This window comes from Streptomyces sp. 13-12-16 (genome assembly GCF_002114215.1).
In the GTDB taxonomy this organism is placed as follows: domain Bacteria; phylum Actinomycetota; class Actinomycetes; order Streptomycetales; family Streptomycetaceae; genus Streptomyces.
In genome coordinates this window covers 69,249-80,453 of the sequence record NZ_NCTE01000504.1, presented here as the reverse complement: position 1 = coordinate 80,453, position 11,205 = coordinate 69,249, and the positions used below count along the sequence as shown (strand labels likewise).

Here is an 11,205-nt window from a genome sequence, read left to right as displayed (position 1 = left end):
TGTCGGACGGCGACATGCCCGAGAGGATCCGGAGAAACCGCGGGTTGGTCCGGCCGGAGAAACGCGGTAGTAGAGCGCTACTCGCCCGCGCAGCGGGGACAGCGAGGGAAGGCTGGTGCCAGCAACTGCAACGCCCGAGCGGCTTGTTGCGGGACAACGCCGTTCCCGAGCGCGGTGAGCTGTGCCGGACGCCCGAGCCCCGGGGTGGCGGTGACCCAGCCGGCGTCGAGGCCCTGCATCCACTCCACGAAGTCCGCGCGGAGCCGACCAGCCGCGTCCGTGGGGGCCGGGGCGGGACGGGTGAGCCTCTCCCATCGGGTGATGGCGGCTCCGTACGCTCCCCATCGCCGGTCCGTTCCCCGGCCTCCGGCGACTCCTCCGCCCAGAGCGGCAGGACCACCGCCGACAGGGGAGGGCGCCACTCCTTCCCGGGGCGACGGCCCGGTGTGCCCGTGTCGCCGGCCCTCGGCGTGGGCAGCAGTGACGCCGCCGCACTGGGCAGGGTCATGTCGCCGTTGCCGTGCCGCTGGTTCGGCGAGCCCTTGGTCCCGTCCGACGCCTTCGGGGTCGGCAGCAGCAGCCACTCGACCTCGTCGGCCAGGTTCGGCCCGTGACCCCCGCTCTTCCTCTTCGACGGATGCTGCGAACCGCCGTTCCTGCCGATGTTGCTGGTCGGCGTCTTCAGCAGGATGTCCGGCGGGCCAGGCGGCGAGGAAGACGCGCTCGCGGCGGTGCGGGGCCCCGACGTCGGAGGCGCGAAGCACGAGCCACTTCGCGTCGTACCCGATGTCGGCCAGGGATCCGAGTACGGCACCGAGTGCCCGCAGAGCAGGCTGACCTGTGTTGTCTCCCAGACACCACGGGCAGGGTTCCACGCCGCCAGGGGCACCGGCGGGTGAGGTGAGGAGGCCGCGCACATTCTCGATCACAACCAGGCAGGGTCGGAGGGCCTGGACCGCACGGGCGACGTGCAGCCAGAGCCCGGAGCGGGTCTGGGCGTTGAGTCCGGCCCGGCGGCCGGCGACCGAGACGTCTTTGACAGGGGAAGCCGGCCGTCAGGACACACACCCGCGGGACGGCGAACCAGTCGACGGTGGTGATGTCGCCCAGGTTGGGGACGCCGGGCCAGTGGCGGGCCAGGATGCGCGAGGCGTTCGGATCGACCTCGGCGTGCCAGGCCGGCGTGCCACCGAAGGCGGACTGCACGCCCAGGTCGAGGCCGCCGTACCCCGAGCAGAGCGACCCGATCAGCGGGGGACGCGCCGAGGCGACGAAGGCCGACGTCGTGGCGCGATGGGCCAGTGCAGCGGTGGGAGGGGTGTCAGTCAACGCGAAGTCCCTGAAGACGAAGGGGAGGTGTGCTGGGTGGTGAGGTGTGAGGGGTGGCCGTACGAGGGCGGCCGGGCGGCGGCCGGCGTGGGGACGGGGCCGGTCGGGGCCGGGGGTGATGCGGCTGGGTATGGCGTGCTGCGGGCGCGGGCGGCCTGCACCCGGGCGGGAGGCGGTCCGCCCGCTGACGGAGCGGAGGCCCTGGGCTTCGGAGCCGGGCTGCCGTTCGCGGTCGCCCAGCGGGCACGCGCCTCGTCGAGCGGGCCGAGCGCGTGCAGGGCGTGGTTGATCAGTCGGCCGGGGCTTAGGGCCTCGTTCTCAGCCAGGGCCCGGATGGCACGCGCGGAGGCGGCTGCGGTGCGGGTGAGGGAGGAGCGCATCACCCGGTGCCCGAACCAGTTGGCGCTGCCGGGGACCATCCCGTCGCAGACGGCGGTCAGCCGCTCGCTCGACAGGGTGCCGTCGGCCAGGAGGCCGCGCCGCTGGGCCTCCCAGAGCAGGGTGATCCGGTCGATGGGTTCGCCTCGGTGGTGCAGCGCGCTCAGGCACCGGTATAGCTGTCCGTGGGCCGGGTCGGCGAAGTCGCCCGGCCGTAGCCAGGCCACCACCTCGTCCATGGCCCTCGGCTGCTCGGTGAGGACGGCCAGGAGGAACCGCTCGTCCTCGGCGACCTGATCGGCCTGGACCGGCGGCGGGACAGCCGAGGCGACAGTGGGCGCACCGGTGGGCGCGGCCGGGCGGGGGTCGGTGCCCCAGCGGCGCGCAAGGTCGGTGAGCACTCCGTTCAGGACGTCCGCCGTACGCAGCGCTCCCTCGACCTCGCCCTGGACGGCGTCGGCCCGAGCCGCCTGGTGGAGACGGATCGCGTGCTGGGCGATGGTGCGGTGGATCGCCCCTTCCAGCACCATGCGGCCGTACACCGGGGCGTGTTCGGTGCGTGGACACGCCTGGACCAGGGTGTGGGCGTACGCCGCGGTGAGCCCTCGCACGTGCAGGCCGGCCTCGTCGACCGCGTCGGTCACCCACGACAGCGGCACCGGACCATCGGCCGAGAGCGCAGAGTGACCGTCGCTGCGGAGCTTGCGGAGCGCGCCGAACAGCGCCTGGTGGACGGGTCGGTAGAAGTGGTCCGGAGCGAGCCAGTCCAGGTGCGAGAGCTGGTCGGGGTCGAGGAGCACGGCGCCGAGGACCGCCTGCTCGGCGCTCATCAGCGGGTTCATCGACGGTTTCCCGGATCAGGTGCCGAGGACTCGCTCTGCCGGAGGCCGACGACTGCCCGGTCGGCAGCGGCCATCGCCTGGGCGAAGTCGTCCAGGACGGTGGTGAAGACGGGATCCGAGGCGGGGACCGAGCCGCTCCTTCCGATCAGCCACCACTGACCGCTGCGCAGAACGACCGGAGAGCGGGGCAACTGCCGGGGACGAGGTGTGGGCGCGCTCATGCCGACAGCCCGAGGTCGTCGTGGCCGATGTTCTTCGCGAGGGCCCGCTCGGTGATCGCCTTCGTGGCGCGGGCGGAGGCCGGGCCGACCACCTTGGCGGAGGGCTCCTTGTACCAGGGCTTGAGGTCGAGCATGGCGACCCGGATGCCGGTGGCCAGCAGCAGCACCTTGCCCTTGGGCAGGGCGCGGATCGCGTCCGGTGGCAGGATCCGCTCGGTGCGCATGCTCACCGAGGTGGACTTGCCGCCCTCGCTGGTGGACACCGAGGTGGTCTGGATGTCGTGGTCGCCTACCTGCCTGCTGAGGCGGTCGGCGAAGTCGGCGTCGTCGATACCCGATCCGATGATCTTGACGGTGGCGGCAGAGTACAGGGCGTCCATGCCGGCCTCGCCCCAGCACCGCTGGCCCTGCCGGTAGGACTGCAGGATCGTCATCGGGATCACGCCCCGGCTGCCCAGGTGGCTGTACAGGTCCGGGAGGTCCGAGATGCGGCACACGTTCGCCGCCTCGTCGAGGACGCACAGGGCGGGCGGGTCGAGCCGGCCGCCGGAGCGCTCGGCGACGATCACGGCCGCCCGCATCAAGGCATCGGCCGCCGCCGCGATGATCGCGCTGGCGCTGCCGCCGCCGTCCTTGCTGAGCAGATACAGGGTGTCGCGGGAGGTGGCGAAGGCGAACGGCTGGAACTCGGGGAGGTCCTCGTCCGGCGTGACCCAGGCCGCGACGCCGGGGTCGAGCAGGCAGCTCGCGTACTGCCGCGCTGTTTCGTAGATGCCGTCACGGGTCTCGGTCGCGCCGGAGACGGTGCCCTGGAGCTGGGCGGCGACCGCGTCGTGGCCGGCGTCGGTGAGCAGGTCCACCGGGGTGCGGTCGGCCGGCATGGCGAGCCAGGCCAGGACGTCGGTGATCGGCCGTCGCTGGCTGGCGGCGGCCAGGAACAGGGCGCCGAGGGTGTTGCTCGCGGCGGTGGACCAGAAGTCGGAGCCGCTGGACTCGTCCACGCTCGCGGTGACGAAGTGCCCGGCCAAGCGCTTCGCTCCGGCGAGGTCGCGGGCGTCGGCGAGGATGTCCCACCACATCTCGCGGGGATGGTGGGCGATCTGCTGGGGGTCGAGGGTCCAGATCGTGCCGACCTCGGCGCGGGCGTCCACGGTGGCGGTGAAGGCGTCGTTCGCGGCCTTGTTACTGGTGAGCAGGACCGGGCCGGGTGCCGAGAGGATTGCTGGGATCGCGAGCCCGGACGTCTTGCCGGAGCGCGGGGCCATGATCGCGACGATCACGTCCTCCCAGGACGCGCGGACCTCGGCACGACCGGGGCCGAGGGTGCCGAGCAGGATGCCGCGGTCAGCGGGGGCTACCTCTTTACCCTCCAGGCCGCCCAGAGACGGACGCAGGTTCTTCGCCTTGGCGACGATTTCCTTGTCCAGCAGGGGTGCCAGGTCGGCCTTGCGGGCGAGGCCGGACTTGGAGCCGCCGCACCAGCGCGTCCACAGCACCGCTCCGGTGGTGATCAGGGCCACGGTGAGCATGCCGGGAACGACGCGGGTGCCGACCAGCAGTGCGGTGGTGCTCAGGTTCGGCCACAGCACGTCAGGGTGCAGCAGGGCATCGGTGGCGTGGAACGGGGCCCACGGCCCGTTTCCTGTGGCGGTGTTGGTGAGGTTTCCGGTCAGCCAGGCGAGGGAGCCGAAGGCCACGGCGGTGCCGAGGACTCCGAACAGGAGGTAGAGGAGCGCGTCAGACCCGGTGGTGGTCGAGGGCGCGCTGGTGCGAGGGGAGGGCACGGCGGTTCCTTGGGTGTGCGAGCGTGCGGGGGCGGGGCGCGCTCGGCTCTCGTACAGCGCATGGGGCTACTCCTTGGGGCTTGAGCGGAAACGCTTCAGGACGACCGGCAGGCCGACGGTGACGAAGACGACCTGGGTCACCGCCGGGGGCCCGAGACGTGCGGCGAGTATCCGGTTGCGTTGGGCTGCGCCGTTTCGGAACCGGGCGCCGAGGAGACCTTGGCCTTGGCCGCTGCGGGCGACGTGGCCAGAGCGGCACCTCGGTGATCGCGCAGCGTCCGTGCCGCGATGTTCACCTCTGACACGGTGCCGACGCGGCGCAGCTCGGCCTCGGAGTCGATGAGTTCGGACTGCGCCGAGCTGACGAACTCCGAGGCGAAGCCGAACCGATCGGCGAGTGCATACGCCTCCTCGTCCAGGTCGTTGACCTGTTCCCCCACCGCCTCCAGCGCCTCCCGGACACGCTCCAGAGCACCGTGCTCGGGGTGAAGGAGGTGGCCGACCGCCTGCTGGAGGTCGGCCCCGTTCTCGGCCGCCCGGATCCGGTCCGTGATCCTGAGGAGTTCCGTTCCGGCGGCGTAGGGCCCGAGCGGGTGCACCGGAGAGCTCATCCAGGCCGTATCGAGAGAGGGCGGAAGATCGACTTCGTAGCGGGCGGCGCGAAGCATCTCGGCCGCGTGGGTGGCGATGGCGACCTTGTCGGCGAGCGGGGTGGTGGTGGGAAGGCGATGGCGTCGGCCGTGCCAGTCGTCGATCTGCTGAAAACCGGCGTGCCTGAGGAGCTGGGCTGAGAGGTCGTCGGTGGCGCCCTTGGCGACGACGCTGCCGCTGAGCTCGGACTTTATGGTGATCGAACGTGTGGGCAAGAGGGTTCCTGGGCTCGGGGGAAACAAGGGGCCCGGATGATCGGGGCAGCAGGGAGAGAATCCGGCGCATCCGGGATTTGGCCCGGCCGGGGATCGCTGGTAGAAGCCGCAGGCAGCTTGGGGCCCCGGCGCGCCAGCGGCGGAAGGAGACGGGTGCCTCGCCGCAGCGGGGCACCCGGTCGGTCAGAAGTAGGGGTTCTCGGCCGGCCGGTCGGCCCCAGTAGCGGCCTGGAGCAGCTCGGTGAGGTCGCCCGGTTGGGAGGAACGCTGATCGATCCACCACCCGGCGCGGGTGACGGTACGAGCGCTCTCCTCGATCCCCTCCCACTCCGCCTCGCTGGTTTCGCCCTCGGTGACCAGCGTGGTGTAGGCGGCGGTCAGGATCCGGTGACGACAGCGCACACCCCAGGCGACGGCCCGCTCGGTCCCCTCCAGGGGAGGCATCTGGTACTGCTCGGACCAGGCTTCGGACGCGGCCTGCTCCTCGGCGCGCTTGGCCTTGAGCCAGGCGGCCCTGTCCTGCTCGTCGCCCTCTTTGGAGGCACGCCAGCAGTCGGTGCACTCCTGCCTGGCGAGCCATTCGACGAAGCCCGCCCGGCGGTCGGCCGGTCGGTCGGACAGGTCGCGGTCGGCATGGTGACCGCAGGTGTGATCGATCGGCCAGATGGTCTTCACGGCCATGGGAAGCCCTTCTTACGGGAGTTGGATCAGCGGTCGCGTGAGAACGCGATGCGGGGGTCGACCGGCCGGACTGCCGCTGTGGGGACGACGGGGGCGGGGACCGGCGCCTTGCCCGGGAGGCCGGCGCGGGCCGGGCTGGCGGCGAGCGCGGCGGTGCTGATCGGAGATGCACGAGGTGGGACCTGGCCGCGTGCACGGGGCGTGGTCGGCGCGGCAGCAAGGCGGGGACGTGCTGCTACGTCCTGAGCGAGGCGGGGCTGCACTGCGACCCGTAGACCCGACCGGTGCAGGGCCAGCGTGGCGTCGACCACCTTCCCCAGGGCTTCGCCGCGACCGGTGGTGGAGGGCAGTGTGTAGATGTCCAGGTCCGAGTCGTGCCGCCAGCCGTGCTCCACCAGAGCCAGCCCGGTAAGGCCGGAGGCACGGTCGTCGAGGGCAGCGACGATGCCGAGCTGTGGGTGCTCGGCGATGGCGACGTCGGGCTCACCGAGCGGGCCGAGGTCGCGGACTGGTGCCGTGTCGGGTGTCAGCGCGGGGTCGAGTGTGGCGTCCACGTCAACCCGGTATCCGGCCTTGCGCAGCAGTTCGATCGCGCGGGCCGTACGGCCCTGCCCGTCACGGTTCTGGTTGGCCAGCGCATACAGAGTGGGCTGGTCTGGGACGGGGTGGAAGTCGAACCCCTTCAGCATCCACGTGCTGGCTGCGAGGTTCTTCGGGTTCGCGGCGACGATGCCGTAGACGGGGTGGTGGCCGAAGGCCAGATCGGGCAGCGCGTCGTAGTGGCTGGGCACGGCAGATCCATCCGGGGTGGGCGCGGTCGGAGGTGTGGGCGGCGAGGGGCGAATCGCTTCTGCCGGTGCGGTACACGAAGGACTCCAAGGCGGTGGGTGGTCAGCGACCGGGGACGGACGAGGGGCGTACGAGTGGCAGCGCGGCGCGCGCGGACGACTCCGCCGGCGGACCGGCCGGGAGCGCGTACTGCCCCGCTGACGGCGAAGGGGCGAGAGCAGCGCTCGCCTGGGACGAGGCATGGGTCGGTGGACCCGATGCCGGAGGGACAGGAGACGAAGCGGGCGGGACGCCACGGGCGCCAGGAGCGGACCGGGTGAGAGCCACACGCGCCCGTTCGGCCTGCGACGGCCGTTCGGCGTCCGCCCGGTCGGCCAGGTACTCGCCGGCCCGGACGAGCGCCGGGCCCTGGTAGGACAGCTCGTGCGCGTAGTGCCAACCCTCGGTGTTGCGGTGCTCCTCCGCGCGCTCCTGGTAGAGCTGGAGTGAGCCCGGTTGCGAGCCGTCCATGAGTGCCATGATCTGGTCCCACTCGTGTCGGAGCTGACTTGCTCGGACCAGGGTGGTGTCGATCCCGCGCAGCCGACGCAGGTCGTCGCTGATCGGCCCCTCGACGTAGTCGGGGCCGTCGGCTGCGGCGCGGACCCCGGTTAGCACCTCGGGTCCGTGGTCGAGGAACACCTCGGCGTGCTTCCACGCCTCGGCGTCGCGCCTGACCTTGCCGTCCGCGTAGGCGTCCTCGTCGAGGGGCCAGCCGTCCGCGTCGCAGAGGGAGTCCGAGACCGCGTCCCAGGCGTCGGACGCCTCGTTGATGCCGGCGGCGGCCGAGGCCAGTGCCGGGAGGTGCCGCCGCCACGCCAGGGGGTCGGTGGCCACCGGTGGCTGGTTCTTGCCGGAGGCGGGAGAAGTGGAGGAAGCAGACATGATCGATCCCTGTGCCTGTGCCGGTCGTCTGGTTGGGCTATGTCTCTACTCCCGCGGGTTCGATTGCCGCGGGCACGTTGTTGCGACCTGCAGGTCCAGGTCGGCGGGGGTTCACTCGACGGGATGAAGAATCCGTCGTTCTGTCGGGAATCCTGAAGTCTCGGCTGTATCCCTGACGCATGCGCCAGTTCAATGAACCGAGCAGCCAATGACACTTGCCGTCGTCCGTAATCTGGCCTCGGCTCGCGCCTTGCGCACGGCTGAGGAGGCCGAGGTCTTCGAGCAGGAGATCGTTGACCAATACGCCTTGGCGATGGCTGCTGCCGGCCTGACCGATGACTACATCGGGGACTGCCGGACGGTGGTGATCGACTTCGCGCGTAGTCTGGCAAGGCCGCTGTGGACTGCTACCTGTGACGACGCGGATCGGTTCCTCGCCGGCCTTCGGCGGCTGGGGAACACTGCCAACACTCGAGCCGGCAAGGCCGGTACGGTGGCGCAGTTCTTCGACTTCGTGATCAGCCGCTACCAGGGCGACATCCATGCGCTGACGGGGTACGTCGTTGAGCAGCCGATCGACGAGTACAACCGGCCTCCGGGCCGGGCAGCGGGAGAGCTGCGAGTCCCTCCGTCCGAAACCGAGGTCGACGTGTTGTTCCGCCAGTGGCGCGCGAGCATTCCCGAGGCGCGCAAGTACCTGCCCGCGGCGCGGAACTACTTTGCCGCCTCGCTCTGGCGGCGCTTGGGCCTGCGGATCAACGAGACCGTCATGCTCGACATCAGAGACTGGCGTCCCGACCTGGGGGAGTTCGGGAAACTGCATGTCCGGTTCGGCAAAGGCAGCAGAGGTCGCGGTCCCAAGCCCAGGCTGGTCCCCGCCATCAACGGCGCGGATCAGTTGATCGACTGGTGGCTGGCAGAGGTCCGCCATCAATTCGGGACTGACTGGTCGGATCCGGATGCGCCGATGCTGCCCAGCGAGCGCCACGACGAACTGCTCGACCGGTGCGCGCGGGTCGGCGACGATGCCCTGCGTCAGGCATTGAAGGCCCAGACGAAACTGTGGCTGCCGGCGTGGGGCGGACGATTGACTCCCCATGTGCTTCGGCACTACTGCGCCTCCTCTCTGTACGGCGACGGGATGGATCTCAAGGCGCTTCAGGAGCTGCTCGGGCACGATTGGCTGTCCACCACGACCCGCTACATCCACGTGCGCAGCGAGCACATCGAGCGGGCGTGGACCCAGGCCAACCAGCGGCTCGAAGCTCGCTTCGGAATGGAGGTGTGACCTCGTGCGCTGGAATTTGCGGATGAAGGCCGCCGAGCGCGGTATCTGGAAGTCCACGGACATGCGCCGCCAACTCGCCTCGGCCGGACTAGAGATCAGCGCGGGAAAGATGTCGGCGCTGTGGACCGGCACCCCGACCACGATCCGCCTCGACGACCTCGACGTGATCTGTGACGTCCTTGACTGCGACCCCACTGCGCTGCTGATCCGAGAGCCTGACAAGGTCGCCGCCCGCCGCCCCCAGCCGCAGCAGGCAGCGTCCGCCACGTCAGACACCTCCGTCGTGGTCACGCCGCGGTTCGGGCGCCCCCGATCGGAACCGCCTCTGTGAGCACTCCGCCGCCTCCGAAGTGCGCGGTCTGCCAGGTCAACCGCATCGCGTGGACCAAGCCTCGGATGGAGTTCTGCTACGAGTGCCTGCCCGGCGGCCCGATCACGCCACCTCCGTGCCGAAGCTGCGGGTCCCGTGACCGGTACTTCAGCCAGGGTCAATGCGACTCGTGTCACCCTGGCGCTCCGATGCATCCCGGTTCGTGTCGTGGCTGCCTGGCCTGGGGTGTCCACCGCGCTCACAGCTGGTACTGCTGGAGCTGCCGCTGGTGGGCGACCCACTATCCGACGGCCGAATGCATGGTGTGCGGCCGCCACACCACGATCGGCGATGCCGGCACGTGCCGCCTGTGCAGTGTGGAAGGCCGCCGCGTGAAGGAACCAGGTCGGGCGGTCGACCTCGCAACGGTCAAGCGCAACGGCCAGCAGCTCTACCTGGCCAACCTGCATCACACCTACGTGCCACGCGGCAAGGGAAAACGCTTGCGAGGCAATCCGGCGGACGTCAAGCATCTCCAACACAACGGTGACGTAGCCGAGTTCACTCCGCTGCGATGGAGGCAGCTGCTGCTGTTCCGCATGCCACCAAACCAGGGAGCCCTGAAGCGACGCATCGCCGTTCCCGACACCGAGATGCTGACCTACTGCGACTCCGTCCTGCGTGACCACGCTGCTCGGCACGGATGGAGCAAGAAACTCACCAACGAGGTCAAACGCTCCCTCAAACTCCTGCACGCCCTCCAGGACACCCCCGGGGCGAAGATCCATGCCAGTGACGTTCTCGAGCTGCCGCGGCTCGGCGGCACCGCGCTGTCGACCCTGGAGATCCTGGCCGCAGCCGATCTGCTCATCGACGACCGCACGCTGGCCGTACGGCACTACTTCGCCAAACACACGGCCGACCTGCCGCCGGCCATGGTCAGCCAACTCCAGACGTGGCTCGACGTCATGATCGAAGGCAGCCGACAGGCACCCCGCAGGCGGGCACGGCACCCGCAGACCGCTCACCTGCACATCCTCGGCATGAGCCCGATCCTGCGAACGTGGGCGGAAGCGGGGTATCAGTCCCTGGCCGAGGTCAGCCGCAAGGACTTCGTCGCTGCTCTCCCGGCCAGAGGGGCGCATCGCAACTTCGCCGAGCAAGGATTCCGCTCGTTGTTCAGGGTTCTCAGGGCCCGAAAGATGATCTTCATAGACCCGACGCGCGGACTTTCCATCACTCCCGTCAGCGTCACGGTGCCCCTCCCGCTGGACAGCGAGGCCATCCGCAAGGCTCTCAACTCGCCCGACCCCGCTGTGGCCCTGGCCGTCGCGCTCGTCGCCTTCCATGCGGTGACAAGCCCGCAGCTGGCGGCGATGCAACTGACCGATATCCGGGACGGCCGCCTCGCCCTGCAGGACCGAACGATCCCGCTGGCCGGCCCCGTCCTGGCCCGCTTGTCCGCCTACCTCGACCACCGGTCGAAGACCTGGCCCGCGACGCTGAACGCCCACCTCTTCATCAACCGAAAGACCGCACCACGAACCACACCAGTCAGCCGCAACTTCCCATGGATCGCAGCACAGCTGAAACCGCAAGCTCTGCGCGAGGACCGCATTCTGCAGGAGATCCACGCCACCGGCGGGGACGTCCGACGCATCTGCGACCTGTTCGGACTCTCGATCACCGCCGCACTCCGCTACGCGAACACTCTCGAGCACCCCGACCTGGCCAACGGCCCCATCGACAACTCGGTGGCCCCTAGCGCTGATCATTGAGACCTTAGGGCGGAG

The 11,205-nt window shown here is 70.3% G+C and carries 8 protein-coding genes and 3 pseudogenes; 3 read left to right on the top strand and 8 right to left on the bottom strand.

Translation table 11 applies throughout. The features are described 5' to 3' along the window. Positions 1–77 precede the first annotated feature (77 nt). The 8 genes and pseudogenes from B7767_RS20095 to B7767_RS20060 all read right to left on the bottom strand — a co-directional run. Positions 78–983, bottom strand: a pseudogene (locus B7767_RS20095) (DNA cytosine methyltransferase); the annotation flags it as partial. Between the two features lie 121 nt (positions 984–1,104). Beyond that, a pseudogene (locus B7767_RS48155) lies at positions 1,105–1,206 on the bottom strand (DNA methyltransferase); the annotation flags it as partial. A 119-nt stretch (positions 1,207–1,325) separates the two neighbouring features. Next, positions 1,326–2,549 (bottom strand): DnaB-like helicase N-terminal domain-containing protein, encoded by a 1,224-nt coding sequence (locus tag B7767_RS20090; RefSeq protein ID WP_085573398.1) that lies wholly within the window; start codon positions 2,547–2,549, stop codon positions 1,326–1,328. Between the two features lie 217 nt (positions 2,550–2,766). Next, on the bottom strand, positions 2,767–4,554 hold the full coding sequence (locus B7767_RS20080) for a type IV secretory system conjugative DNA transfer family protein (RefSeq protein ID WP_085573396.1): 1,788 nt from the start codon (positions 4,552–4,554) through the stop codon (positions 2,767–2,769). Between the two features lie 137 nt (positions 4,555–4,691). Then, positions 4,692–5,420, bottom strand: a complete 729-nt coding sequence (locus tag B7767_RS20075; RefSeq protein ID WP_085573395.1) for a hypothetical protein — start codon at positions 5,418–5,420, stop codon at positions 4,692–4,694. 183 nt (positions 5,421–5,603) lie between these two features. Then, the gene (locus tag B7767_RS20070; RefSeq protein WP_085573394.1) at positions 5,604–6,101 is read right to left on the bottom strand and encodes a hypothetical protein; all 498 of its coding nucleotides are present in this window, start codon (positions 6,099–6,101) and stop codon (positions 5,604–5,606) included. Between the two features lie 26 nt (positions 6,102–6,127). Continuing rightward, positions 6,128–6,892 carry a hypothetical protein gene (locus tag B7767_RS20065; RefSeq protein WP_085573393.1) on the bottom strand — a complete coding sequence of 255 codons (765 nt, stop codon included), beginning with the start codon at positions 6,890–6,892 and terminating at the stop codon, positions 6,128–6,130. A gap of 226 nt (positions 6,893–7,118) precedes the next feature. Continuing rightward, positions 7,119–7,751, bottom strand: a pseudogene (locus tag B7767_RS20060) (hypothetical protein); the annotation flags it as partial. Between the two features lie 271 nt (positions 7,752–8,022). Here B7767_RS20060 and B7767_RS20055 point away from each other — a divergent pair. The 3 genes from B7767_RS20055 (at position 8,023) to B7767_RS20045 (ending at position 11,190) form a co-directional block, all read left to right on the top strand. Next, complete coding sequence (locus tag B7767_RS20055) at positions 8,023–9,102, top strand: tyrosine-type recombinase/integrase (RefSeq protein WP_085573392.1); 1,080 nt, start codon at positions 8,023–8,025, stop codon at positions 9,100–9,102. Between the two features lie 4 nt (positions 9,103–9,106). Next, positions 9,107–9,433 carry a helix-turn-helix transcriptional regulator gene (locus B7767_RS20050; protein WP_085573391.1) on the top strand — a complete coding sequence of 109 codons (327 nt, stop codon included), beginning with the start codon at positions 9,107–9,109 and terminating at the stop codon, positions 9,431–9,433. Positions 9,434–9,732: 299 nt separating this feature from the next. Further along, positions 9,733–11,190, top strand: a complete 1,458-nt coding sequence (locus B7767_RS20045) for a hypothetical protein (RefSeq protein ID WP_256923498.1) — start codon at positions 9,733–9,735, stop codon at positions 11,188–11,190. Positions 11,191–11,205: the final 15 nt, after the last annotated feature.

Coding starts and splice junctions, on each gene's coding strand:
- B7767_RS20090 (WP_085573398.1), bottom strand. CDS start 2,549: ATGAACCCGCTGATGAGCGCCGAGCAGGCGGTCCTCGGCGCCGTGCTC.
- B7767_RS20070 (WP_085573394.1), bottom strand. CDS start 6,101: ATGGCCGTGAAGACCATCTGGCCGATCGATCACACCTGCGGTCACCAT.
- B7767_RS20055 (WP_085573392.1), top strand. CDS start 8,023: ATGACACTTGCCGTCGTCCGTAATCTGGCCTCGGCTCGCGCCTTGCGC.
- B7767_RS20045 (WP_256923498.1), top strand. CDS start 9,733: ATGGTGTGCGGCCGCCACACCACGATCGGCGATGCCGGCACGTGCCGC.